The organism is Mesorhizobium waitakense, from assembly GCF_056431085.1.
This window is the reverse complement of record NZ_JBWKME010000189.1, coordinates 1-24,246: the sequence shown is the minus strand read 5'-3', so window position 1 is coordinate 24,246 and position 24,246 is coordinate 1. Positions and strand designations below refer to the sequence as shown.

Here is a 24,246-nt window from a genome sequence, read left to right as displayed (position 1 = left end):
TGACGGCGGCTTGCGCTACCCAATCATTTGATGAGGACGTCGAGCTCAGCAGCTACTTGGATTGTTAGTAGCAAGTTGGCCAGGTTGTTGGTCCGAAATATGTGGACATTTTTCGGACATTCTGAGGCTTGGCATTCGTCCGAAATACGTATACATATTTCGGACATGCGTGAGACTCGATCTGACCTGAAGGCTCTCATCCAAGATCACATGGCGACAAGTCCGCCACGCACAGTCTGGACGCCTGCGGATTTTCTTAACCTCAGCAATCGCGATGCGGTGGACAAAGTGCTGCAGCGGATGGTCAAGGCCGCCGAACTGCGGCGGATTGATCGCGGACTTTACGATCGACCAACGTTCAACACCTTGACTCAACAAAAAAGCCCACCCGACCCCCGTGGCGTCATCGACGCGGTGGCGCGGCGTGATCAGATCCGGGTTCTCGTTGACGGCATGACCGCAGCAAATGACCTCGGCCTGACTGACGCTGTACCAGCCGGCATCGTCGTACACGCCGACGCGCGGTTGCGGCCGATTCGCCTCGGCAACCTCGACATCACCTTCCGGCCCACGTCGGCTAGCAAACTCTACTGGGCTGGGCGTCCGGCAATGCGCGTCGTCCAGGCCCTGCATTGGATGCGCGATATGCTAGGCCAAGATGAAGGGAACCAGAAACTGTTACGGCGCCTGCGCCGACTGCTGAACGATCCCGACCAAGGTGACCGCCTCCGTGCCGACTTGGCCGACGGCGTGCCAACCCTTCCCGCCTGGATGCAAGTTCTGTTGAAGCCCCTACTGCAGGACGCCGCTGAGGTATCCCAAGGCCGGCTCCAGCCGAGCGGGACTACGAACCGACGAAGATGACAAGCAGACTCTCCTGCTTTGGTATCCGACCGCAACGCCTGTTGAGACCTATGTCCGTCCGGCAGTGAAGATTGCAAGATGCGTGAGGCGGTCATGCACGGCGCAGGACCGTACAGCATCTCATTGACGGGTGTGTTGGCGAACTCGAAATCGAGGATGTCCTTGGCGAGCGGCAGTTTGGCAAAGCCGATCTGGTAGTGGATCGACCGTGCCCGCTTCTCGGCGATCTCAAACTGTGGGAGATCGCCGGGATGCGCGGCGGCTCGTGCTGCCGCTTGGCGCTCGTTTCGCATGACGTCGTCATAGGTTTTGCGCATTACATAGCGCTTCAAATCTGCCCTACTCAGGCTGTCATAGCATGCGCAGTCGGCGGCTGTTTCATGGGTTAACCATAGAGTCCGCCTGTTCAGAAGCTTGCCATTCTTTCGTTCAACTCCGGCAGCTCACTTGCTTCGAGCGGGTTCTGAAAACGCGCTTCCTCCTTGTAACCATGGGACGTGGCGATCAATATCACACGCGCATTATGCCCGATCTCACCGTCCCTCGTAAGTTTGCGCAAACCCGTGAGTGTCGCGACGCTTGAGAGCTCGAGATAGAGCCCCTCTCGGCCAAGGATCGCCTGATCAGCAGCGACGTTGTCGTCGTCGACCGCGACCGCCAATCCCCCCGTCAGTTCCAGGGCTTGCAAGGTCTGCTGCGTGACGGTGTTGCCGCCGATCGATACCATGTTTGTATCGTCAGGGAATGTGCCAACCATGCCGCCTCCAGAAATTGCATGCGCAATGCGTGGGAACGGCTCTATGGCGTGGACTTTTGGGATCCATTGAAGAAGTCCCGACTCTCTGAGATCCCAGTATCCCTTGGCTATGCCCCAGATGAGGTCTCCGCGAGCGGTGGGCACGAGGATGTCCGTTGGCTGCTGCTCTCGAAATTGCAGGAAAAGCTCGAGCGCTATCGCGCGGTAGCCGTCGACTCCAAAGGGATTGCTCCCTACAGGGGGGATTGTGTAGTTGGTGGCGGGATACCACTCGCCACTTAGGGCTTTGTGTGCAATTAGCTTCCATCGGTCGTCGGAAGTTTGCGTGGCAATGATGCGAGCTCCATGCATCTCGATCGCGCGGCGCCAGTTCGGACTGATATCTGGGGTCGTAACCACGACGCACTCGAGTCCGCTGCGAGCTGCATAGGCTGCCATCGATACACCGGCATTGCCGCTTGATGCTACCGCAATCGTCTTGAAGCCAACATCAAGGGCTCGTTGGGCGATCATGGCCCCCATTCTGTCCTTGTGGGAACCGGTCGGATTGGCAAACTCGTTTTTCGTATGTAGTTCGGCCACGTTTAGAGCTGCGGCAAGGCGAGGCAGATTCGACAGTTGCGTGTTGCCTTCGCCCAAACCGGAGGGTCCGTAGCTTAACCAATCGCTGATCGAACCATGCTCAAGCGATGTGGGCCAGTCAGTGACGTGTGGCGCAATGCTGGACGGCCTACCAGCCCTGAGACAAACAGGGCATCCTTCGAAGTAATCCTCTAGCCGATGAACGATCTTACAGCGGATGCATTGCATTCCGCTGATGTTGGGGTTGATCTTATGCGGCACGGGAAAGTTCTCGGGTGCTCGAAGGTGCCACAACATCCTGCAACAGCTCGATAAGGCAATCGCCACGCTTCGCCAAGGTCGGGAAGCGCTTGCAGACGACCATGCCGCTACAGGTAAATCGGACCTCCTCCGGCATGTTAAACGGTTTGTCGATCGAATGAAGCAGGCCCGCCAATTGCCCTTCGCTGACCTCATCGCCAAGATCAACAAGCGGCTCGAACAGGCCGTCAGAATCGGCGTAGACAAGCAGTTCTGTGCTTGAGCAATCCATCAGCCTGACCGCAGCGGCCACTTCGACGTCATAAGAGTTCAGGATGCCGACATGCTTGAGCAGCCTCAACACCCCTTGCTCCGCAAGGTTCAGTCCCGAGGGATTGAGTGTCGCGCCGCCGCCGAGTTCCGCGGTGATAACAGGCACACCAGTGCGCTCGGCGGCCGCCGGTAACGTGGTGTTGCCGCCACCCCCGCTGCCGTCCGTCAGAAATGCGATCGGAGCACCGAAGATTTTGAGCAATTCCAGCAGTTTTTCGTGCTCCTGCGCCGTCTTTCCGGGACGGATAAGCGCGCAGGGAAGGTAGTCGAGCGAACGCCCTCCCGAGTGTAGGTCGACGACAAGATCGGCCATCGGAAGAAGCACTTCTGTCACGTAGTGGGCAATCATCTCGGTTGCCGTTCCGTGCGCGCGTCCTGGATAGAGGCGATTGAGGTTGCCTTCGTCAATCGGCGAAACGCGGCGGCCAGCCTCAACGGCCGGGAAATTGAGAGACGGTACGATAATGACGCGTCCGCTCACATCGGATTCGCTGAGCTTCCTCGCGAGCCGCATATGGGCAAGCTGACCTTCGTATTCGTCGCCATGAGTGCCCCCGATCAGAACCGCTGTCGGCCCCTCACCATTTTTGATGCAAACCACCGGGATGGGGATCCATCCATATGCGGAGTTGTCCGTCGAGATGGGAAGCCGTAGGCAGTCAACCTGCTTACCTTCCCTGTTATAGTCGATGGGTGACCAAATGCGTGTGGAGTTTGACATTCTCAAACCTTCAGCGTTCTTGATTTAACGGATGACGGGCAGCGTCTCCGGCGACAATGCACTCAGAAATTCGATGCCGTCGTCGGTGACGAAAACGACTTCTTCAAACTGAAAAACAGCGCCGTCGCGCTCGAGCTTCGGTTCGATATGGAAGATCATTCCTGGTTGAATTATCGTCGGATCGGTCCGCGAGAGAGACGGCGGTTCGGTAACATCTAGTCCGCCGCCGTGACCGATCCGCGAGACGTGGCTGTAGAGCTTCCCCAGATTCGCTTCGCGCCACATCTCCTCAAAGATGGTATAGACGGCCGAGCACGTGATTCCTGGGCGGATCTGCCGGGCAAGGTCAATCGTCAGAGAGCGTACATCAGTGTAGGTCTTAGTTTCCCATTCGCGAGGTTCGCCGGCGCGCGCGATACGGTTTCGATCGGCCGGATAGCCTCCATAGGTCGCGCGAAAGTCAGTCCAAACATAGTGACCCTCCTCAAGCTTACGGTCTTTTGCTGTTCGACCGTATGCGAAGTCCCCCTTCGAGAATAACATCGCGATCGGGTCGGCACTTTCTGCCCCGTTGAGGTAGATTTGCGCCTGCATGAGGTAATACAGTTCGTATTCCGTCATACCGATGCGAGCATGCGCAATTGTCTGGTCGAAGGCGGAATTCACGATTTCGAACGCAGTGCGTTTGAGTTCGGCCTCAAATCGCGATTTGATCAGTCGAACCTTCCAGATCGCCTCGGTCGCGCTCCCGACCCTGCCCTTCACCGAAAGCGTGTTGAGAACATCGATCAGAGCCAACGAACCACGGCCAAACATATCCTGACCATAGTCGATGGCAATGTGGCGAGAGCCCTTGGTGTTTTCGCTGATCCAGCCTGCGATCGCTTCAACCGCTTCGGCGAGGTAGCCATCGTAATAGCGGGTCGAGAAGATTCGAGGTTTCATGTCAATCGTCGGCGCCTCGCCAAGGCTTCCGATCACCAAGAAGTCCTGCATGGAGATAATTGCGAACAAAGGACGCGGTTTGGAATCCCAGGACAGTTCCTGGTAGTCCGTAAAATAGTCGACATTCTTCTTGTCAGTAAGAACAATGATATCGAGTCCCGAGGCAGCCATCTCGCGACGGATGTTCGCGAGCCGCTGTTTAAGTTCGGCATCCGTCACCGCCGGAGCAGGGTGTTTAAAAGTCGAGGGGATGTGAAGATACGGAGAGGTCATTTTTTCGGCTTTAACTGGTTTTTGGATTTCGGATTGGGTGGAACATTCAGTGTGCATGCAAGTCGATCGAATGGCGCCTGCAGAACACCAAAAACAGTGACGTCCGGTTTGTTCGTCGTTATCTTGTAGAGGCGACGGAGCATTGGATATCCGCTCGGAACTCCAAAGACTTCAGCAGCCTGTCCGGCAGCAGGTGCCGCATCGATGATGTGAGAAGTCCCCGCTATCTTGAAATCGTGTCGCTCCAGCGCGTTGGTCACAAACTGCTCGCCGAATTCGTCGACGATTTCATGGTCGACATCTGAGGAGAGGTATGTGGCGTCGTAGACAATGGGGACCTCGTCGCCGAAGTAGACCATCTTGCGGACGCAGAGCATCGCCTCGCTTGGGGGCGTGAACACCTGCAAGGTCGCGTCTGTTATTTTTTCCCGCGTAATCGACAATAGCCGAATGGTGGCATTGTCGAATGGAGACATCCACCCGTCGAGTTCCAGGAGGAAACGCTGCTGCTCCTTCACAAACGTGCCCTTGCCTGCAACGGCTGTCAGCGCACCGACCGCTTGCAAATCCCGCAGCGCTCGCTTGACGGTAATCGGACTTACGCCGAACTCCTCACTAAGCATCGCTGTAGAAGGGATCGGAATTACCGGCTGATAGGTGCCATTCCTTATCCGGTTTAAGATTTCCTCGCGCACTGATTCATGCAGCGACGCGGAAGTCCGCAAATGTGTTTGAATCACGTGCCTACTCCATTCTGGGCCATTCAAGAGGGGATCATAGAAGAAGTTCGATTCTCTTCCGTTTTCAATGATGAGTGAAGCACGCTGGTGAACTCAGTTGACATAGCTCGTATACCTAGTATAGAACCTGCTCGTCGTCAACCGTCGTCAACCGTTAGGGGAACGAAAATGCAGAATACAAAACTCTTTAGACGGACTGTCTTGATTGGTGGTGCGGTGCTTGCGATGGCTAGTGCGGCTTTCTCGCCGGCGCGCGCCGAGCAACTGGCTGACCGCGTCCTTAGCGAGGGCAAAATCACCATCGGGATCCACAACCAAGCACCGTGGGGTTATGTCGGAAAAGACGGCAAGGTTGCCGGCGTCGGCCCGGACATGATCAGAGCCGTGCTGGGGCCGCTTGGTGTCAAGGAGGTCGATTTCGTCGCCATGGATTGGGGCGCTTTGATCCCGAGTCTGATGTCCAAAAGGATCGATGTGGTGGCTTCGGGTATGGCAATCACCGAGGAGCGCTGCAAGCAGGTCATTTTCAGCAACCCCGACCTTGCCATCGGTGACGGGGTGATGGTCCTTGCTGGCAATCCGCACAACATTCACAGCTACGCGGATGTCGCCAAGAATCCGGAGCTGATCATGGGCGGCGGTCGAGGCAGTTCCAACACTGAAAACGCCATGAAGGCCGGCATTCCAGAGGATCGCATGGTATTGCTCCAAGATACACAGTCGTCCGTGTCGGCGCTGCTGGCTGGGCGCATCCACGCGGACACGGAATCCATGGGGACGGCGATAAACACCGTCAACGATCCGAAACTGAAGGGTAAAATCGAGCTCGCGAAGCCTTTTACCGGATTGGTGCTGGAAAATGGCAAGGAGGCCGTAAACTACGCGGCCATCGCGTTCAGGCCGGAAGACTCGAAGTTGCGTGATCTCTACAACGAGAGCCTGGAAAAGTTGAAGGCCAAGAACGCGGTGGCAGAGATCCTTGTGAAGGCCGGATTTGCCGAAAACGCGGTGGCGCCCGCGGGGATCACTCCCAAGGTGCTTTTCCCCACCTGCAAATAATTTGGGGAGTTATCTCAGGAAAAGGAAGCAGGGCGAATGAGTCTCGTCGAAATTCTTTCGAGCATATATGAGGGATTTGGCGCTACGGCGAGCGTCACCATTCTTGGCCTTCTTTATGCGATACCTTTCGCCCTGCTCGCCGGCGTTCTACAGCACTTTTCGACGGGTACAACCCGTTGGTGCATCACTGCCGTCATCGAGTTCTGGCGTAGCTCCCCGGCTATCGTCCTTCTCTATGCTTTCTATTACTCGCTTCCGGCCTTCGATGTTTATCTTTCTGCGACCGCCGTCGGCTCAATGGTGCTCGGGCTGAACGCGGGCGCGTACAGCAGCCAGGCTGTGCGCGCCGCGTTGCAGGCGATCAATCGCGGTCAGTGTGAAGCTGGCTTGGCACTTGGGCTCAGTCGTTTCAAGGTTCTTCGACTGATTGAGCTTCCTCAGGCGATCTCCGCCATGATCCCGACATTCATCAACGATGCAATACAGTTGATCAAAGGAACATCCCTGGTTTCTCTCATCACGCTAACAGATATGACCTACCGGGCAAAAGAAATAGCTCAGCTAAGTTACGATCCAGCAGGCATTTATACAGGACTTTTGCTCGCATATCTAATTATTTGCTACCCCGTGACTATTTTCGGTCGCTACCTCGAGAAATCACAACAGCAAAAGAGGGCGCGCTAATGGGCTTCGACATCAACTTCGCGATTGAAATCGTCCCCCGTGTCCTGGAGGGTATCGGCAACACAATTCTAGTTGCGATTCTCAGCTTCATTGGTGCTGCCGCGCTGGGGTTCTCGTGGGAAATGCTGCGGCGCTCTCATTGGTTGATACGGCCGATCGCACAGTTCATTATCGACGCGATCCGGTCTACGCCGGTCCTGGTTCAGATCTACTTTCTCTTTTTCGTTCTCCCGTATTACGGCATCGTGCTGCCGGCGATGTTTGTTGGGATTTTCGGTCTGAGCTTCTATTTCTCGGGCTATCTGTCCGAAGTTTTCAAGGCCGGTATCGACGCTGTCCCCTCGGGCCAGAGCGAAGCCGCCCTGAGCCTGGGAATTAGTTGGGCGGATACGGTGATGTTCGTCGTTGCACCCCAGATGCTCCGCAACATCGCAGCCCCCATGGGCGCCTACTCCATTGCCATACTGAAGACCACACCACTGCTCTCAGTCATTGCCGTTCCGGAAATGCTCGGGAGCGCGCTCGACGTAGCATCGGAAACGTACCGTTACGCTGAACCGATGTTCGTCGCCGGGGTCCTTTTTCTCATTTTGTCGCTCGTCGCGGTCGTCTTTGTCGGGCAATTGGAGCGACGGCTGGGACTAGGGTCTACATTTAAATTGAAGATCGCTTAGGAAGCGATTGGAGGAAAAGCATGGCGTTCCAGCTGGCAGAACGAAACATGAGTAACAGCCAAGCGCTGGCGGTCGGGCATCTCCCTGCAGTGCTGATGGAGAAGGTATCGAAGTGGTACGGGAGCTTCCAAGTGCTGAAGGACGTTGGCCTGGAGGTGGCAGTCGGCGAGCGAATTGTCGTCTGTGGCCCGTCAGGCTCAGGAAAATCGACATTGATCCGTTGCATCAACCAGCTTGAAAAACACCAGCAGGGTAGGATCGTCGTTAACGGGACCGAGTTGCGTCCTGGGATGAGAGGATTGGCAGAAGTGCGCCGTGAGGCCGGTATGGTTTTCCAGCAATTCAACCTCTTTCCGCACCTGACCGTGATCGACAACTGTACCTTGGCCTTGATGCGGGCGCGGAAAATGTCGCGAGATACAGCCGAAAAAATCGCGATGGAAAATCTCGAACGAGTGCGCATACCCGAGCAGGCACGGAAGTATCCGAGCCAACTGTCGGGCGGTCAGCAACAGCGTGTGGCAATCGCGCGCGCGCTCTGCATGAAGCCGAAGATCATGCTGTTCGATGAACCGACATCGGCGCTTGACCCCGAGATGGTCAAGGAGGTGCTCGAGGTGATGACCAGGCTCGCGACCGAGGGCATGACGATGATATGTGTGACGCACGAGATGGGATTTGCGCGCGAAGTCGCAGACCGCGTTGTGTTCATGGACGGCGGCGAAATCATCGAGCAGGGAACACCTGCGCGATTCTTTGATCACCCGGAGCATGAGCGAACCCAGAGGTTCCTCGGGCAACTACTTCACTAGCGCCGCTGTGAGTTGATCGGGCGATAGCAGATACAGGAGATTGAGGTGCGGGATACTGTCTCAAATGCTGCCGGTAATGAAATGGATCGCCTCGCTCTCTATCGTGCGATCGAACGTAAGCTCCTGTGGCTCTCGTGCTGGATCATTGACCAGGCCAACCGTCGTGAGAAGGTGGACGGAATAAAGGTCGGTGGGCACCAGGCCTCATCGGCTTCAATGGTGTCGATCATGACGGCGCTTTACTGCGCTATCCTGCGGCCCGAGGACCGCGTGGCGGTCAAGCCACACGCCTCGCCTGTGTTTCACGCGCTGCAGTATCTTGCCGGCAACCAGGCCCGAGAAAAGCTCGAGAATTTTCGAGGATATGGCGGAGCACAATCCTATCCGAGCCGCACCAAGGACGTTGACGACGTAGACTTCTCCACCGGCTCGGTGGGCCTCGGTGTCGGAATCACGGCATTCGCCTCCATCGTGCAGGATTATGTACACGCGCGTGGCTGGGAAGCGGCGGGCCGGCCGAAGGGTAGGATGGTGGCGCTGGTCGGTGACGCAGAACTCGATGAGGGCAACGTCTATGAGTGCCTGCAGGAGAGTTGGAAGCACGATCTCCGCAATACCTGGTGGATCATCGACTACAACAGGCAGAGCCTGGATGGCGTGGTGCGCGAGGGTCTCCATGAGCGAATCGAAACGGTTTTCCGTGCCTTCGGCTGGGATGTCGTGACGCTAAAATACGGCGCATTGCAACGCGCCGCGTTTCAGGAACCGGGGGGCGACGCCCTTAAAACGTGGATCGACCGGTGCCCCAACCAGCTCTACTCCGCGCTAACGTTCCAGGGCGGAGCGGCCTGGCGCAAGCGATTGCTGGACGAGATCGCGGATCAGGGCGGCGTAACTGCGCTGCTGGAGAAGCGCAGTGACCAAGAGCTTGCTGAACTGATGGAAAATCTCGGCGGGCACTGCCTTTCCACTCTGATCGACACGTTCAACGCTATCGACCATGACCGCCCGACCGCCTTTATTGCCTATACGGTCAAAGGCTGGGGCACGCCGCTTGCCGGCCACAAGGACAACCATGCCGGCCTGATGACCGGGGCCCAGATGGACGTGTTCAAGAAAGCGATGAACATCCGCGATGGCCATGAGTGGGATTTGGCCGAGGGCCTCGGGATTGACGAAAGAGCACTGGGACAGTTCATCACCGCGGTACCATTTTTTGCCGCCGGGTGTCGGCGTCACACTGGGTCGCGTGTTGCCGTCGCAAGCGATGCGATTCCGATAGCTGCAGCAGCGGGAGAGATCGCTTCCACTCAGGCGGCATTCGGCAAGATACTAGATGCAATCGCCAAATCCGACAGCGATTTAGCAAACCGCATAGTAACGACTTCGCCGGACGTCACTGTTTCCACGAATCTCGGCCCTTGGGTAAATCGACGGCAATTGTTCGCCCGCACAGAAATGAGCGATACGTTTCGGGCCGAGCGGGTGCCAAGCGCCCAGAAGTGGACATTTACACCACAGGGCCAGCACGTCGAACTAGGCATTGCCGAGATGAACCTGTTCCTGTTGCTCGGTGCAATGGGGCTCTCTCACTCACTTTTTGGCGAACGGCTGATCCCGATCGGAACGGTCTACGATCCGTTCGTCTCACGCGGCCTCGACGCACTCAACTATGCTTGTTACCAAGATGCTCGGTTTATGATCGTCGGCACGCCCTCGGGTGTGACGTTGGCGCCGGAAGGCGGCGCGCACCAGTCGATCGCGGCCCCCCTGATAGGCATGAGCCAAGACGGGCTCGCCAGCTTTGAGCCCGCATTTGCCGACGAATTGTCAATCATTATGGCGTGGGCCTTCGACTACATGCAGCGGGACGGCGAGGGCGATCCCGATGAGCGCACCTGGCTGCGCGATGAAACCGGCGGGGCGGTCTATCTGCGCCTGTCGACGCGTCAACTAGAACAGCCGAACCGCGCCCACGATTCTGCCTTCGCGCAAGGCGTCATAGATGGCGCCTACTGGTTGCGTGAGCCCGGCCCCAACTGCGACCTCGTCATTGCCTACCAGGGAACGGTGGCAAGCGAAGCGATTGCGGCCGCAGGCATGGTTGCCGACATACGCCGCGACATAGGCGTTCTCGCAGTCACCTCGGCTGATCGGCTCAATGCGGGCTGGCAGGCGGCGATGCGTGCGCGCGCTCGTGGGCATCTGGATGCGGTTGGACATATTGAGCGGCTGCTTGCGCCCTTACCGCGCCACGCTGCAATCGTGACCGCCATCGATGGTCACCCAGCAACGCTCTCGTGGCTGGGTGGGGTCATCGGTCACCGTACGCATAGTCTCGGCGTTGAGCATTTTGGCCAGACTGGCACGGTCACTGACCTCTATCGCCATTATGGCCTCGATGCCGCCAACATCGCCGAAGTCGCTTCAAACCTTACTCCGGGGCGCCGAATTGTCAGGGCGGCGTAAATATCAGAAATTGCCTCCCTCTGCGAAGCCCGCCGCCGGCCGGAGCACCATTCCCGATACTTCTCAGCGGCGGGAGCTTTTCAGCCAGGCTAGCAATGAGGTGCGAGAAAGTCGTGACCAGAACAACGCAGCCTCAACAGTTCGGAATGGATAACCGGGCTCTCGCATAGCGATATTATGCAACTTAGCGCACGATCAAAACCTGCATGGATAATCGATCGGGTGCTCTTTTTGAGCCCATCGGACAACTATTGCGCCTGAAGGAGAATCCAATGCCGCCTAACCTGCGTTCGACGTCCCATCCTGTCACACTGAACGCGAGACCGTTGCCGCCCGCTCCAGCTGTGCCAAGCGCTGAACTGGAAGCACGGCTCAGCCGTGCGCGAACAGAGATGGGTCGTTGCGAGACCGATGTGTTGGTCCTGACAGACGAAAAGAACGTCCAGTACTTCACCGACTACCGAACCCTCTCATGGACATATCATGCCCGGCCCTTATTGGCCGTGCTTACACTCGATCGGTTGCTGGTCTTCGGCAGTCTCGGCGAGGTGCGGCTGATGGAGAGCATGCCACGTCTGTTCTCGGCAATCGCCTATGATGGCTACCTAACCGAGGCGATCGATGCCATTGCGGATCAGATAGCTGCGATGCCGGCCTCGACGCGCCGGCGGATAGCAGTTGACTATGGGCCCGATATGTTAGGTCGCGGATCGCTGCACCTCATTGATCGGTTGAAGCACATCGCATCCGACGGGGCGGTCCAAGGCGGGACCGATATCTTGTGGCGGATTCGACTGGTGAAGACGCCGTTCGAAGCAGAAATGAAGAAGGTCGCCTTCGCTATTGTGAATGACGCCTTCGATCAGGTGATCGCAAATGCCTACGCCGGTATCTCGGAGTTCGAGCTTTGCCAATTGATGCAAGCCCAGATCTATCTTAACGGGGCTGAAAGCGCGGATCCGATCGCGATGCTCTTCAGCGATGGTGACTTCTTCTACGGCCGCCCCCCGTCTGATCGGAAGTTGAGGGATGGTCACTATATCTGGACGGATTTTCGCGCCACGTACGGAGGCTACCCTGCGGATCGAAATCGAATCGCCCGATGTGGCGAGCCATCGGATTGGGAAATTGCGACGTACGAGAGCCTCCGCTCGCTGACAATCGAGCTCGCCAACAGCGTGAGGCCCGGGCAGCGGTGCTGTGACGTTTTCAGTTATTTTCAGCGCCTGTGGAAGGAGGCCGAACTTGGCCAGCTATACGGGCACGTCTCGCGCATAGGCCACGGCGGCGGGCTCGATGTCACGGAGCCGCCATCGATTTCGGAGGGCGACCAAACTATCATAGAATCGGGCATGATTTTCCACCTCGAACCGAAACTCGAGAAGAACGGCGCGGTTTTCCAGTTTGAAGAGGTTGTGTTTGTTCGCGATGGCGGAATTGAGTTTCTTAGTGACCTCTCGCCTGACCGTGTGCCGGTTATAGCGCCCACGGCGAAATGATATAGGCGCCACCATCCGATCTCCCATGGCCTGAGCCATACCAGTCTAAGGTACGTTGAAGCTTAGTCGGTCAAGCTCATTGCTTCAAAAGGTCTATCTGAACCATCGGTGGCGAGAACGATCGCCGCCACGCAACAGTCGTATCAAGATTTCTAGCTCTTGGAGTATGGTTGGCAGCAATAGCAGAAAACGGCCTTGGCGACCAAGGCGATAGCGTCCATTGGGGTCGCAGATGATGTGAGGTCCCTCAATGCGGCACACGAGGACGCATCGGCAGTTCCGCAGCTCCTTGGTGGACGCAGTGATCACGTCCAAAACAGGGAGAGTTCGCAGGGCCACCACGAAGGGAGGGCGATCGCCCCAGCCCCGTAGCGTTAGCCCGCCTTTAAGAGGCCGTACAACTCCTCCAAGGAATTCAGCTGATCCATGGTCATTGTTGTTTCAATGATTTTCGCAGCATTCTTCTCAATCGGCGTGCCCTGGAGATTTCGTGCGAACTTCTCCGCGACATCATTCATACTAAAGGGCCTCCGCCAATGGCCCGGCGGCCAGTCGACGGTCGTTGTATAACTCCGTCCGTCCTTGGTATGGAGGATTATGCTCGAGATATATTGGTCATGCTTCCAGAATGCTGCTTCGGCAATCGGGTCAAGCTCAATTTCAATCCTTTGCATCAGTTCAGATACGCGGGCGCTCGCCATAAGCGACGGGGAATACCACTGTCTCCCGACTTCGATCGAGAGAACCGCCATTGCCGATACATATTCGATAGATAGCTGAGCATCGATGTCGCTGCGGGGGGCCTTATCCGAAAACCATTCGGTTATTCTCGAAAAGCACTTGATGTGGAGTTTCTCAACGTTTTCGGGGTCGATCCTGTGAGCTTTCACAAGGCTCGAAACCCCATCAATTGTCGTGTGAAGGAACGCGCAGCTCGGAAATGGTTTCAGTGACGATTCTTTCGTACGCCAAACCTGTCCTAAGCCGTTCGAAAGCTGAGCGGGATCGAATTGGTCCGACCCGATGATCTTTGCGAACCCCCTTTCGGGGTCACTCAGCATCGCGAATGGACCAACAATGTCGCGACGTGCGCAAAGTGCTGCGTCAATACCGCCAAGCGCCATCTGACCGTAGTTTGCCTTGAGCGCATGGGCAGGCCGACCATATTGGACGTACCAAAGCGGGAGGGACGTATTAGCGGCAGCATGTCCGAGAGCGGATCGGAACTGTTCTTCCGACCCACCCGACACCGCCATAGCTGCAGCTCCGGCCGCTACACCATGCCACGCGTGATACACAGCGAAACGCCGGTAAGCTTCCGGTGTCGCCTGAGTTGCGTCGTGCACCCGCAATCCTGCCTCATACCCGGCTACAACCCCGGTGAGGAACCATTTGGGCGTCGATTTCAGGTGTTCCGCCATAGCGAGTGCCGCAGGTATCACCGTTGCACTCGGATGCCCGGCGGCGACGTCTTCATAGTCGAGCACATCAGACAGCCAAGCATTCACTTTGGAAGCCATGGACGGGGAAAGTAGCAGGTCAGTGCCCGGAACGCAGCAGCCACGCTTGTCCTCTCCAGTTTGGTATGCAGCCAATATCTTCTCACCGAGAGGCGTGTCCGTTCCAGCGACGATACATCCGATCGTATCAAGGGTGATGAGCTTAGCCATGTGCAGCACGTCCGCCGGAATGCTTTCGTACCTGAGTTCGGCTAGGAATCGTGCCAAGCGACCAGCATCGTCGTGAGCGATGCTGCGGGGGAAAAGGATGTGTTCAACTGAGGTGCACGCATCTGCCGACATAGTTTTCCTTCCAGAAAAAGTTGAGTCCCGGCGATGAACCGGAACCCTCTGCTACGCGAGAGCTCAGCGGGCCGCATATTGACATACTAGATATACCAGGTCTACACATTGTTGTGGTGACTGCAGCTCGAATATGCGATCGATGATCGAGTGCGAGCGTCCTCAAGGTCGCGCACTCATTCTGCCCGTTGATGGGTCACCCAGTCGCGAGCCTCGGGAGCACCGGCAAGGAGGTTCATGCCATGCAACAGAAACTGAATGTCGTCCCGTTCGTCAGCGTCGATCACATGATGAAGCTTGTGCTGGCTACCGGCGTCGAGCGCTTCCTGATCGAGCTTGCCGCCTACATCGAAGAGGACTTCCGGCGTTGGGGGTGCTTCGACAAGACGCCGCGCGTTGCCTCCCATAGCGCGGACGGCGTCATCGAGCTGATGCCGACCAGCGACGGTGAAACCTACGGCTTCAAATATGTCAATGGTCACCCGAATAACACACGCTCGGGTCGCCAGACCGTGACCGCCTTCGGCGTGCTCGCTGACGTCGGCAATGGTTATCCGATGTTGCTGACCGAGATGACAATCCTGACGGCGCTCAGAACTGCGGCCATGTCGGCGGTCGCTGCCAAATATCTAGCACCCAAGGGCGCGCGCACGATGGCGATGATCGGCAACGGCGCGCAGTCGGAATTCCAGGCCATCGCCTTCAAGGCGATCCTCGGCATCAACAAGCTTCGCCTTTATGACATCGATCCGTCTGCCACGGCGCGCTGCCAGAAGAACCTTGTCGGCATGGGCTTCGAGATCACCCCTTGCGCGTCGGCGCAGGAGGCTGTCGAAGGCGCCGAGATCGTCACCACCGTCACCGCCGACAAGCAGTGTGCGACAATCCTGACCGACAACATGGTCGGTCCCGGCATTCACATCAACGCGGTGGGCGGCGACTGCCCCGGCAAGACGGAGCTCCACCGCGACATCCTGCTGCGCTCGGACATCTTCGTCGAGTATCCGCCCCAGACGCGCATCGAAGGCGAGATCCAGCAACTCGATCCGGATCACCCGGTGACCGAACTCTGGCAGGTAATCGCGGGTAAGGTGGCCGGCCGCGCCGGCGAACGGCAGATCACGCTGTTCGATTCCGTCGGTTTTGCCATTGAGGACTTCTCCGCCCTTCGCTACGTCCGCGACCGGCTAAGGGAGACCGGGCTTTACGAGGAACTCGATCTGCTGGCCGATCCTGACGAGCCACGCGACCTCTTCGGCATGATCTTGCGGGCGGCAAACGCTGCTCCTGTGGCACTCAAGGCTGGAGCACTTTGATGACGAGACAGTCCGTACAAGCGCCGAAGTCCGTGGTCATGATCCGACCGCATCACTTTATCCCGAACCCAATGACCGCCGTCGACAATGCGTTCCAGTCGAACGACGAGAAGCGTTCCCAATCGGCTATTGCCAGCCGGGCCTTCGACGAGGTGACGCAGATGGCAGAAGGCCTTGCTGCTGCCGGCGTTACTGTTCATGTCTTCGAAGACGATACGATCTCGACACCGGACTCCGTCTTTCCCAACAACTGGTTCTCAACCCATTCGGGCGGCCATGTCGCGATCTACCCGATGTACTCGCCCAATCGAAAGAAAGAGCGTCGCGGTGACGTGATCGAGATGCTGAAGAACGAGTACCGGGTACAGGACGTGATCGATTACTCGGGCCTTGAGAAGGACCATGTCTATCTCGAAGGCACCGGGGCGATGGTACTCGATCACATCGGCCGGGTCGCCTATGCCGTGCGCTCCAATCGCACCAATGAAGTTGCGCTTGAACGGTTCTGCACCCACTTCAACTTCGAACCGATGGTCTTCGATGCCGTCGATCGCAGCGGCAAGTCAATCTACCACACCAATGTGCTGATGTGCATCGGAACGGATTTTGCGCTGCTCGGAATGCAGATGGTCCCGGATGTTCAGCGCCGGCAGGAGATCGTCGCCAGGCTCGAAGAGACCGGCCGCAAGGTCATAGAGCTTTCAGTTGGTCAGATCGAGAACTTCGCGGGCAACGCCATCGAACTGGAGGGCAGGGAAGGGCGCGTCGTCGTCCTTTCGGCGCGAGCGCATGCAGCCCTGGATGAAGGGCAAATCGCGGCGATCGAACAATCCGCGAAGCTCCTGCCGTTCGATGTTTCGACGATCGAACTCGCCGGCGGCTCGGTTCGGTGCATGCTGGCCGGCATCCATCTGTCACGGCGCACGGCGCCGACGGAACACCTATTGTTCGCGGCCGCATAAGCGTCAAGCAGTCACGCTAAAATTACGGGATAACGAAACATGTCGCAGACCAGATCAGTCTATGAGTTCAATGCAGCCATCGTTCGCGAGCCCTCCACCTCCGTTGTCAACGGCCTGCGCGCCGACGATCGCGGCGGCCCGACTTATGAAGGCGTCAAGGCCGAGCACGACGGCTATATCGCGGCGTTGCGTAATGCCGGAGTCGAGGTCACCGTCCTCCAGCCGCTGGAGGCGTTCCCTGACTCCATTTTCGTCGAGGATCCGGCACTCGTCTTTACCGGCGGCGCCATCTTGCTTCGTCCCGGTACGCCCACGCGCGTCAAGGAGACTGCCGAACTTGCGCCGATCCTGCGCGAGATGTTCGAGACGGTTCTCGAACTGCCCGTCCCGGGCCAGGCAGACGGCGGCGACATAATGTATACGCCGAAGGGGTTGCTGATCGGCCTGTCCGACCGTACCGACAAGGCTGGTGCAGAGGCGATTATCGGCTGCATCGAAAGGCTTGGCGGAAATGCCCGGATTGCCGAGACCCCGAAAGGCGTGTTGCATTTTAAGACGGCGTCGTCGCTGCTTGACGACGAGACGGTAATTGCGACGGCGGCACTTGCCGATGCTCCCGTGTTCGAGGGATTCTGCAAGATCGTCGTGCCGGAAGGCGAAGAGCCGGCGGCCAACGTCTTGCGGGTCAACGATGTGGTCTTCGCCAGCGCCAACTACCCGCGTACGCTCGAGCTGCTCGACAAGGCTGGCTACCAGGTCGTGCCGTTGAAGACGGCTGAAATCGAAAAGATCGATGCAGGCCTCTCCTGCATGTCGCTGCGCTGGTACCACAACGGCAGATAGGCCGGCTATCGTGGACCCGGATCTTTGTTCCGGTTCTCTGAATGCGGTGCCGCGAATGCAAAGAAGCGGCATCCATGGACTTAATGGGCGCTCCGAAGTTCCCAACCTCTTCCCGAGGCAACCTGCCTGCCGTCGAACAGGTCCCGACTGGCAGCCACCTTTTCAAAGATGTCTGCGGCCTCGAACGCAGTCACCGAAACGGCGACGCTGTCGTTCCTATGGTCGTTTTGCGAGGGAGAATAATGCACTTTCGTCATCTCCGATATGTCGTTGCGGCGGCCCGGAACGGAAGTTTCAGCGCCGCTGGCCAAGAGTTGGCAGCCGATCATAAGCAAGCGCATCCGCGAACTCGAGGACGACCTGGGCGTCTTACTCTTCGACCGCGCCAGTTCTGGAGCGTGGCTGACGCCCACCGGCGAAGAGTTCGTCGTCGGAGCCCAGCGCATCCTCGACGCGGTCCAGCGCCTTTCCGAGCGCGCCAATGCCAGCCGGCGCCGGCAAGACCGGACGCCTCGTCACAGGCTCCTACAAGTCGAAATGCGAATGCGCGGCGCAAATTGCTAACGGAAGCCGGGCTTTGCTGCGAGGATCGGCGCTGGTGTATTACTCCAAACGCTAACGAACAGGATATCCATCATATCGAAACCAAATCGATCAACCCAGTCTTGTCCCCCTTCAAGCGATAATGCCGTCCAGATTCGATCGGCAGAGGTTCGCATAAAGGGTGGAAAGCCATTGGCCAATGGCTCTTCAGATCTCTAGAGGTGACAAGGAACCTCCCAAAATATGCGTCGAAATATGAGGTCATTCCGTGGCAGAGGCCGGAGCTGTGGGCGATGACATGGTGTTCAACGGGATTCAGGGCGTTTGGATTTAGATAGTCATAGTTCCTGAAATAAATAGCTGGCGAGAGACACACCAAATTGTGCTGCATCTGAGTGACCGTGAAGTATGCACGTTCGGCAAACAGGTTAAAACCGGAAAGATCAAACCCGCATTGATTAAACACGGAATTCTCCTCAAAAGCCTGTACGTCAGTGCATAGAACTCCGAATTGCTGGACTCGATCTGGCATAATAACTGTAGTAGGACTGGCGATTTGGCGGATGTCCTCCGCGATCGCCTCATATCCCTCACCAACGACTCCTGCGTCTAATGTTTCTGTGAAGATGACGTCAGGTGCCGAAGGAAGGTCGCCGTCTAGGATTGCTTGGCTTGAGGACTTTGCAATCACCGTGATGCAATCCTGCAAATCATTGGCGTGGATAATCTGTGGCGCCGTATCGGCAATTCGCTCATCCATCTCGCATGTGAATACCCTTCGAGCCCCATATCTGGCGAAGAGCATCGCCGGAAGGCCGGCCCCAGTTCCGATTTCAACAACAGTCTTCCCTGTGACATTACAAGACGCGATGGCTGCCTCTATTGCTGTATTTCGTGCGGGGTCCCGCATCATTTTGAAATGCCACCTAGGAACTTTCGAATATGCGCCAACGGGTGATTTGATTTCGTTCATTTCGGTACTCCCAGAAGGTGTAACACTCTCATCGTGAACCGCGATCGTGAACGGCCAGATCGGCGTGTGAGCTACAAAGCCCCCACAACACCTCATTCAAACTGAAACACTAGCTGTTTTCGCTCAGGCTCGACCTTTCGACACGGCCATTCCGGCTCGAGAGGGGAGCAGCAATAATCGTGCCAAGCACACAGATGCGCTTGTAGAATATCTGCACCCAAAATCCTTGGGGAGTTGCGGTCCTCCCAAATTTAGCGAGCCACCGTGCCTGATGCTAGAACTTGCATTCGGACCCTAGCATGCTCGGATACCGCTCAAGAGCGTCAATCGCTGCCGGCCGGGGGGCTCAACTACGGCGCGCTTGATGTCCACATTCGCGTGGATGAATTAATTGGGACGGAGAAGACCCTAAGCTATGTCGATGAGGCTACTGCTATGCCACCGAAACCATTGGCAAAAGCTTGATTAATCGGCATAGTTCGCCGGTCGGCATAAACCTGCAAAATGAAAAACATTGATCCGGTCTTCTGGCTCTCCCAGACGTTGACCCGCATCGCTCGAGGCCGGACGTATCGGAAATCGAGGCGCTCATGCCCTGGAACTTCAAATCTGACGCTATCGGCTGACCGCTTACTGTAGACCAATGACCGATCAATCTTGTGGCGACGAGTAACGTCCGCCACAGAGGCTGCCGTTCAAAGTGTCCGAAACAATTGCCTCTTTGTCGGCGCGGGTGAAATTCCGGCGACGCGCACTCCCCGCCAAAATCTCAAATCATGAATAGACACTGTCGTTAGCCTCGTAGTTAGCAACGTGGCGAAACGCCAGCCTCACGAAAACAACTTCAATTCCTCAACGCGGCTCTACCCGTAGGGATACATTGAGTATCGCCAGCTCAGTGGTGCAACGCCAGCCGGTCGAATGGGGATACCGAAACTCCAAAGACTGAGAAGCAAGTGTTGCTGGTTGGCAAGTGATACAAGCGTCGGAGTGTTGGATATCCAACGCTAATCCCGAATGCCTCCCGTGCTTCGATTGAGGCTGGCGCGGCATCTATAAGCAGTCTCGGCCCGTGAAACAGTGTTCCTTGCGCTCGCAATATCTCGCTAACAAACTTGTGGCCGAACTCGTCAACACCCTTGTCAGTCAAGGAAAGCGGCATAAATGAAGTATCAAGCATGATCGGCGTTTCGCCGGCCGATATGATTGTTCGTGAGCAAAGCATTGCTACACTTGGCGGTTTGAACACACTCAAGGCCGGAATTCCAATTCTCTCTCTTGTTACCGAAATCAACTGAACCCTAGGTTTTAGCCTCACGCGCTGAGAGTCACTGAGTTCACTGAGGAAGAGGTCGAGGTTACAAAGAAATCTGCAGCTCTCTCGCACAAAGGTTCCGAGCCCTGGGCTCGTTCGCAAGATTCCAGCGCGCTGAAGGTCTTGGAGCGCTCGCTTGATAGTTATGGCACTTACTTTGAAATCCTTTGCCAACTCAGCGGTGGATGGCAATTTCTCCCCTGCCTTATAGCAGTTTGCGAAGACGCGCTGCATGATCTCTTCTCGGATCTTCTCGTGTAGCGGCCTTGCGACACTCCGCGGCATCCAGGAAACTCCCAAAAGTTACGTGAATCTGAACATGGTCGGGTTTTCTGAGCAGCACCATGTTTGCGACAGATAAAGCGCCTGCGACGTAAAGCTCGCCTCCCGCAAGGCTAGTACCCACCACTGCCAGCAAGACACACGGAGGGGAAACACGATGCGCTCGTTTAGAAAGAGCCCACGTTCATTTCCCTAAACCAATTCTAGTTCGAAGGTGTTTTGAGTGCCTGCCGGGCCCTCATAAGTAGCGCCTGTATTTCGAAAGCCCGCATTGAGATATACGAGCCTGGCCGTCACGTTGCGGACATTGACGCCCAGCATGAGTCGTTTGATGGACGGTCGATTCGCCAAAATCCATTGTGCGGCAAGTTGAACGGCCGCCCTGCCATACCCATTGCCTTGGTATGCCCGGCCCACCCGGAGACTGTGCAGAGTGAACACCTGCGGCGGTGCCCATTCCGGAACGGCCGCTCCCTCGCGGAGGATAAAAAAGCCAACGGTTTCATTGCAGGTCACTACAGCGAAAGCGTGATGCAGCTCAGGTATCGAGGCATTTCGAAGCTCTGAAAAGGATGCTTCCAGAGGATCGAGAAATTGTTCTTGCTCGGGCTCAAGCTGTAAATGGGCAACTTTCGAATGGTCAAAGTGAGATAGCTCCTGCAACGTCGTTTCCGAACCGGCGTCACCCGCTTCGGCGGCAAGTGGCAGCCTGCCGGATTCGAGAGTGAGTCGGTTTACCTGTTGTCGGTGTGGGCTCATTGACTGGCTAGATGAACGTTCGATGCTGCGCGAGAGTACACCGCGGAGTGTTCGTCTACCCCAGAGATAGGAGGACCAACCCGTCATTTCTTCCGTAGGGGCCGCGACTTCAACGGGTTCTTGCCGCAGGGTCCTAGACCAGTTAGGAACAGTTGAGAGCCACTCATCATCATATACAGTTTCGACGTACCTGTGCCCCTCATCAGGAAAGATGGCAACAACTTTCTTGTCTGGATTCTTGCGAGACCACCAATCGGCCACCTTATACGCCGCACCGCTGGTCGGGCCCATGTATAGCGAGTCATCCCGAAGAAGCTCTTGAGTTGCATGAAAAACCTCGGCGGGCATTAGCCAATGAACTTCATTGAAGTGCGTGTGGTCAACATTAGCCGGAATGATCTCACCCCCTAGCCCGCCAAGATCTTCTTGCGTACCGATTGGTTGCCCAAACAGAACGGAATTTGGAGTATCAACCCCAATGACATGCAAATCGGGGAAGGGAACCCTCAGAAACCTGGACGTGCCGCACATGGAGCCCCCTGAACCTACGGGACCAACCAAGCAGTCGATCTTTCCCAGTCGGTGGATAAGCTGTTCGGCGAATTTGGAGTATGAGAGCGGGTTATTCGGGTTGGAGTATTGGGAAGGCCAGTAGCTGTTGGGTGTCTTTTTTAGGAATTCCGCGAGCCGGTCCAACCGCGCCTGTTGAATTCCACCGCTGAGCGCGGGCTCCTTGACAATTTCTACGTGTGCGCCAAGCCTCAGAAGCCGACTATGAAGGTGTCGGTCGAGCCCCCAGTCGCTAACTAGTATACATTTGTAACCATGCTGTACCGCAAGCATAGCCAAGGCGAGACCGAAAGTGCCGGAAGAGGACTCGCAGATTGTGGCGCCTGGTTTCAGTAATCCTCGTTCCACCGCTTGCTCAAGCATGAACCGCGCAGGGAGCAGCTTCATAAGAAAGAAGCTGGCGCCATACAGGCCATCGCTTAACTTCACGATTCGGGGGTTCTCGAAATCCTCAAGATTCCGCATTAAAGCGCGGTTGGACACATCTGTTCTCCAAAGGTTGGATTCAGTGAGGGATGATTGAGGGCTCAAAACCCGAGATTCTCAGGTCACGCGTTGCAAGCTCTACGTTTTCGGCGCTCTTCTCTTTCGCCGGGTCGAACATCAAGCCAACAACTGTTCCACTGTGTGCGACCTGTATACCAACTGCGCCATGACGAGCGCCAATCGCTTCGATCTCGTGCAGCCGCGGTTTTCCCAGGAATCTCTCATTAATCCGGGCGCTCACCGTGGCAACTCGGCCAAGCAGATCAAGATCGGAAGCTTCGAGCGCTTTCCGCAGGGCACTCCGCAGCGGGCGGAAGAGTTCAAGTTCGGAGGAGCTATATCGCGCAGGCTTGAATGCCAACGTATCAATGTTTTGGCCGGCTGTCGTATCGACGCTGATCAGGTCTACGGGAGGAAGCGGGTTCCTGAATGCCTCGATCACCTTGCCCTCGCGTTGCGCGAAGAGCACAGCCACCTGTGAAAACAATGTGGAATCGCATGCCGTTTCGGCACTCACGGCGATTTGCATCACAATGTCGGACGCTGGCTGGCTGTGCAGGGAATCAAAGACTGCCAAGATGCTGGCCAGTACATCAGCGGTGGATGAACCCATGCCGCGTCCAATGGGAATGTTGCTGGCAATGGCCAGATGTCCACCGGTCCTGCCTCTGCCAAGCGTTTCGAGCGCGAGCTCTGCGGCCCGCTTTGACTTTGTGCGGTGTACGGGCGTGACCGACACTCCGGCTTCATCCCGCGGCCTGAAATCTGCCTGAGAGTTGAGGTGGCGGCATGGCAACGAAATGAGACCTCGGTGCAGCTTTCCTTCCCAATCCTCAAAAATGCCCTGGATGAGCTCGCCATGGTGTCCGATAGCCTCACCGTGTCCTTCCACAATACGCATGATCGGTCTTCCTAACAGCGAGTCGTTCAAGCTTCTGGTCCAGGGTAAATATCGCGACCAAAAATTACTGGTCGCGATTATTTGCTGTTTATGACCGTGGGATCGCAAAGGTCGTGCCAACTACGGGCATAGAGCTGAGGAAGGGGCCAAGATGATAATCTTCAATGGCTTAGAGTAGGAGCAGAGGAAGGCCAGTAAGAGCCACAACGTCGTATACTCGACAAGTCGGACGTGGGTGTCAGTTGCTTTTGTTTCCCCAGGGCATGTCGGAGACGGGAGCATGAAAAAGTTGGGGGTCGTCAGGCGGCCATCCTGGGTGCATTTTCTGGTCTCTGCCGTTCCTCGCGCCAGCGCTTGAAGTCGTTGTCGAGAGTGCCGTCGAGTACGCGCGTTCGCTGGATGAGGAGATGAACGCCGCGCGGTGTCCATTGCATCTGTTGTTTCTTGGCGAAACGCTTGGCGACCACCTGATTGACAGTTGACTCGACGAAGGCGGTCGAAACCACCGCTCCATAGCGGTGCCGCTCTGCGTAGTTGGCCTAATCGGCCCGAAGCTGCGATCTTGGCCAAGTTGTGGAACGTTGTCGGAACACATTGACCGGCATGGGGTCGTCGCCTGAGAATTCACTCTTGGAATAGGGAGTGGATCTATGGGTTTGCGTGTTTCGCTCGAGGCGTTGACCAGGGAGTGGAGCCTCTCTTTTGCCGACATCGACTTTGCGAACGACAAGCCGGCCGGGTCGAGGCTTGGACTGGCGGTTCAACTGAAGTTCTTCGCTGCGTAAGGATAATTCGCCACCGCGGCGGCTGAGGCTCCCGACGAGGCGGTTTCGTATCTGGCC

20 protein-coding genes and 4 pseudogenes are annotated in these 24,246 nt (G+C 56.7%); 13 read left to right on the top strand and 11 right to left on the bottom strand.

Annotated features, from left to right (window positions below; all coding sequences use genetic code 11):
* The first annotated feature begins 210 nt into the window (after window positions 1-210).
* Window positions 211-864: a DUF6088 family protein gene (locus tag AC07FD_RS33990; protein ID WP_478353367.1), complete on the top strand. Its 654-nt coding sequence runs from the start codon at window positions 211-213 to the stop codon at window positions 862-864.
* Between the two features lie 113 nt (window positions 865-977).
* Here AC07FD_RS33990 and AC07FD_RS33985 read toward each other — a convergent pair.
* The 5 genes and pseudogenes from AC07FD_RS33985 to AC07FD_RS33965 all read right to left on the bottom strand — a co-directional run.
* Window positions 978-1,181, bottom strand: a pseudogene (locus tag AC07FD_RS33985) (IS21-like element helper ATPase IstB); the annotation flags it as partial.
* 89 nt (window positions 1,182-1,270) lie between these two features.
* The gene (locus AC07FD_RS33980) at window positions 1,271-2,260 is read right to left on the bottom strand and encodes a pyridoxal-phosphate dependent enzyme (RefSeq protein ID WP_478353366.1); all 990 of its coding nucleotides are present in this window, start codon (window positions 2,258-2,260) and stop codon (window positions 1,271-1,273) included.
* A 193-nt stretch (window positions 2,261-2,453) separates the two neighbouring features.
* Window positions 2,454-3,497 (bottom strand): succinylglutamate desuccinylase/aspartoacylase family protein, encoded by a 1,044-nt coding sequence (locus AC07FD_RS33975; RefSeq protein WP_478353365.1) that lies wholly within the window; start codon window positions 3,495-3,497, stop codon window positions 2,454-2,456.
* Window positions 3,498-3,521: 24 nt separating this feature from the next.
* On the bottom strand, window positions 3,522-4,772 hold the full coding sequence (locus AC07FD_RS33970) for a M24 family metallopeptidase (protein ID WP_478353364.1): 1,251 nt from the start codon (window positions 4,770-4,772) through the stop codon (window positions 3,522-3,524).
* The gene (locus AC07FD_RS33965; RefSeq protein ID WP_478353363.1) at window positions 4,712-5,455 is read right to left on the bottom strand and encodes a GntR family transcriptional regulator; all 744 of its coding nucleotides are present in this window, start codon (window positions 5,453-5,455) and stop codon (window positions 4,712-4,714) included. Before AC07FD_RS33965 ends, AC07FD_RS33970 begins: the two co-directional genes overlap by 61 nt.
* 168 nt (window positions 5,456-5,623) lie before the next feature.
* Between AC07FD_RS33965 and ehuB the strand changes: the two genes are divergently transcribed.
* From ehuB to AC07FD_RS33935, 6 genes are all read left to right on the top strand, one after another.
* Entirely contained in the window at window positions 5,624-6,514 is an 891-nt protein-coding gene (gene ehuB / locus AC07FD_RS33960; RefSeq protein WP_478353362.1) for an ectoine/hydroxyectoine ABC transporter substrate-binding protein EhuB, read from the top strand.
* A gap of 36 nt (window positions 6,515-6,550) precedes the next feature.
* Window positions 6,551-7,198 (top strand): amino acid ABC transporter permease, encoded by a 648-nt coding sequence (locus AC07FD_RS33955; RefSeq protein ID WP_478353361.1) that lies wholly within the window; start codon window positions 6,551-6,553, stop codon window positions 7,196-7,198.
* Window positions 7,198-7,872: an amino acid ABC transporter permease gene (locus AC07FD_RS33950; RefSeq protein WP_478353360.1), complete on the top strand. Its 675-nt coding sequence runs from the start codon at window positions 7,198-7,200 to the stop codon at window positions 7,870-7,872. The genes AC07FD_RS33955 and AC07FD_RS33950 overlap by 1 nt, the downstream gene beginning before the upstream one ends.
* Before the next feature lie 47 nt (window positions 7,873-7,919).
* Window positions 7,920-8,684: an amino acid ABC transporter ATP-binding protein gene (locus tag AC07FD_RS33945; protein ID WP_478353386.1), complete on the top strand. Its 765-nt coding sequence runs from the start codon at window positions 7,920-7,922 to the stop codon at window positions 8,682-8,684.
* A gap of 81 nt (window positions 8,685-8,765) precedes the next feature.
* Window positions 8,766-11,153, top strand: coding sequence for a 1-deoxy-D-xylulose-5-phosphate synthase N-terminal domain-containing protein (locus tag AC07FD_RS33940; RefSeq protein WP_478353385.1), 2,388 nt, complete (start codon window positions 8,766-8,768; stop codon window positions 11,151-11,153).
* 206 nt (window positions 11,154-11,359) lie between these two features.
* Entirely contained in the window at window positions 11,360-12,652 is a 1,293-nt protein-coding gene (locus AC07FD_RS33935) for a M24 family metallopeptidase (RefSeq protein WP_478353359.1), read from the top strand.
* A 374-nt stretch (window positions 12,653-13,026) separates the two neighbouring features.
* Here the strand turns inward: AC07FD_RS33935 and AC07FD_RS33930 are convergent, their stop codons facing one another.
* Complete coding sequence (locus AC07FD_RS33930; RefSeq protein WP_478353358.1) at window positions 13,027-14,454, bottom strand: MmgE/PrpD family protein; 1,428 nt, start codon at window positions 14,452-14,454, stop codon at window positions 13,027-13,029.
* A gap of 242 nt (window positions 14,455-14,696) precedes the next feature.
* On the opposite strand from AC07FD_RS33930, the gene AC07FD_RS33925 reads away from it, so the two are divergent.
* From AC07FD_RS33925 to AC07FD_RS33910, 4 genes are all read left to right on the top strand, one after another.
* Window positions 14,697-15,770, top strand: coding sequence for an ornithine cyclodeaminase (locus tag AC07FD_RS33925; protein WP_478353357.1), 1,074 nt, complete (start codon window positions 14,697-14,699; stop codon window positions 15,768-15,770).
* On the top strand, window positions 15,770-16,732 hold the full coding sequence (gene ctlX, locus AC07FD_RS33920; protein WP_478353356.1) for a citrulline utilization hydrolase CtlX: 963 nt from the start codon (window positions 15,770-15,772) through the stop codon (window positions 16,730-16,732). Before AC07FD_RS33925 ends, ctlX begins: the two co-directional genes overlap by 1 nt.
* Before the next feature lie 39 nt (window positions 16,733-16,771).
* Entirely contained in the window at window positions 16,772-17,575 is an 804-nt protein-coding gene (locus tag AC07FD_RS33915; RefSeq protein WP_478353355.1) for a dimethylarginine dimethylaminohydrolase family protein, read from the top strand.
* A gap of 264 nt (window positions 17,576-17,839) precedes the next feature.
* On the top strand, window positions 17,840-18,139 hold the full coding sequence (locus AC07FD_RS33910; protein WP_478353354.1) for a LysR family transcriptional regulator: 300 nt from the start codon (window positions 17,840-17,842) through the stop codon (window positions 18,137-18,139).
* A 70-nt stretch (window positions 18,140-18,209) separates the two neighbouring features.
* On the opposite strand, the gene AC07FD_RS33905 is transcribed toward AC07FD_RS33910, so the two are convergent.
* Window positions 18,210-19,091: an SAM-dependent methyltransferase gene (locus tag AC07FD_RS33905; protein ID WP_478353353.1), complete on the bottom strand. Its 882-nt coding sequence runs from the start codon at window positions 19,089-19,091 to the stop codon at window positions 18,210-18,212.
* A 495-nt stretch (window positions 19,092-19,586) separates the two neighbouring features.
* Between AC07FD_RS33905 and AC07FD_RS33900 the strand changes: the two are divergent.
* Window positions 19,587-19,717: pseudogene (locus AC07FD_RS33900) on the top strand (transposase domain-containing protein); the annotation flags it as partial.
* A 770-nt stretch (window positions 19,718-20,487) separates the two neighbouring features.
* On the opposite strand, the pseudogene AC07FD_RS33895 reads toward AC07FD_RS33900, so the two are convergent.
* The 4 genes and pseudogenes from AC07FD_RS33895 to AC07FD_RS33880 all read right to left on the bottom strand — a co-directional run.
* Window positions 20,488-20,691 (bottom strand): annotated as a pseudogene (locus AC07FD_RS33895) (winged helix-turn-helix domain-containing protein); the annotation flags it as partial.
* A gap of 189 nt (window positions 20,692-20,880) precedes the next feature.
* Complete coding sequence (locus AC07FD_RS33890; RefSeq protein WP_478353352.1) at window positions 20,881-22,500, bottom strand: GNAT family N-acetyltransferase; 1,620 nt, start codon at window positions 22,498-22,500, stop codon at window positions 20,881-20,883.
* Window positions 22,501-22,522: 22 nt separating this feature from the next.
* Entirely contained in the window at window positions 22,523-23,404 is an 882-nt protein-coding gene (locus AC07FD_RS33885; RefSeq protein WP_478353351.1) for a GHMP family kinase ATP-binding protein, read from the bottom strand.
* 299 nt (window positions 23,405-23,703) lie between these two features.
* A pseudogene (locus AC07FD_RS33880) lies at window positions 23,704-23,940 on the bottom strand (ISKra4 family transposase); the annotation flags it as partial.
* A gap of 114 nt (window positions 23,941-24,054) precedes the next feature.
* Between AC07FD_RS33880 and AC07FD_RS33875 the strand changes: the two are divergent.
* Entirely contained in the window at window positions 24,055-24,189 is a 135-nt protein-coding gene (locus tag AC07FD_RS33875; protein WP_478353388.1) for a hypothetical protein, read from the top strand.
* Window positions 24,190-24,246 lie beyond the last annotated feature (57 nt).

Coding starts and splice junctions, on each gene's coding strand:
- AC07FD_RS33990 (WP_478353367.1), top strand. CDS start 211: ATGGCGACAAGTCCGCCACGCACAGTCTGGACGCCTGCGGATTTTCTT.
- AC07FD_RS33975 (WP_478353365.1), bottom strand. CDS start 3,497: ATGTCAAACTCCACACGCATTTGGTCACCCATCGACTATAACAGGGAA.
- AC07FD_RS33970 (WP_478353364.1), bottom strand. CDS start 4,772: ATGCACACTGAATGTTCCACCCAATCCGAAATCCAAAAACCAGTTAAA.
- ehuB (WP_478353362.1), top strand. CDS start 5,624: ATGCAGAATACAAAACTCTTTAGACGGACTGTCTTGATTGGTGGTGCG.
- AC07FD_RS33955 (WP_478353361.1), top strand. CDS start 6,551: ATGAGTCTCGTCGAAATTCTTTCGAGCATATATGAGGGATTTGGCGCT.
- AC07FD_RS33950 (WP_478353360.1), top strand. CDS start 7,198: ATGGGCTTCGACATCAACTTCGCGATTGAAATCGTCCCCCGTGTCCTG.
- AC07FD_RS33945 (WP_478353386.1), top strand. CDS start 7,920: ATGAGTAACAGCCAAGCGCTGGCGGTCGGGCATCTCCCTGCAGTGCTG.
- AC07FD_RS33940 (WP_478353385.1), top strand. CDS start 8,766: ATGGATCGCCTCGCTCTCTATCGTGCGATCGAACGTAAGCTCCTGTGG.
- AC07FD_RS33935 (WP_478353359.1), top strand. CDS start 11,360: ATGGATAATCGATCGGGTGCTCTTTTTGAGCCCATCGGACAACTATTG.
- AC07FD_RS33930 (WP_478353358.1), bottom strand. CDS start 14,454: ATGTCGGCAGATGCGTGCACCTCAGTTGAACACATCCTTTTCCCCCGC.
- AC07FD_RS33925 (WP_478353357.1), top strand. CDS start 14,697: ATGCAACAGAAACTGAATGTCGTCCCGTTCGTCAGCGTCGATCACATG.
- ctlX (WP_478353356.1), top strand. CDS start 15,770: ATGACGAGACAGTCCGTACAAGCGCCGAAGTCCGTGGTCATGATCCGA.
- AC07FD_RS33915 (WP_478353355.1), top strand. CDS start 16,772: ATGTCGCAGACCAGATCAGTCTATGAGTTCAATGCAGCCATCGTTCGC.
- AC07FD_RS33910 (WP_478353354.1), top strand. CDS start 17,840: ATGTCGTTGCGGCGGCCCGGAACGGAAGTTTCAGCGCCGCTGGCCAAG.
- AC07FD_RS33905 (WP_478353353.1), bottom strand. CDS start 19,091: ATGAACGAAATCAAATCACCCGTTGGCGCATATTCGAAAGTTCCTAGG.
- AC07FD_RS33885 (WP_478353351.1), bottom strand. CDS start 23,404: ATGCGTATTGTGGAAGGACACGGTGAGGCTATCGGACACCATGGCGAG.
- AC07FD_RS33875 (WP_478353388.1), top strand. CDS start 24,055: ATGGGTTTGCGTGTTTCGCTCGAGGCGTTGACCAGGGAGTGGAGCCTC.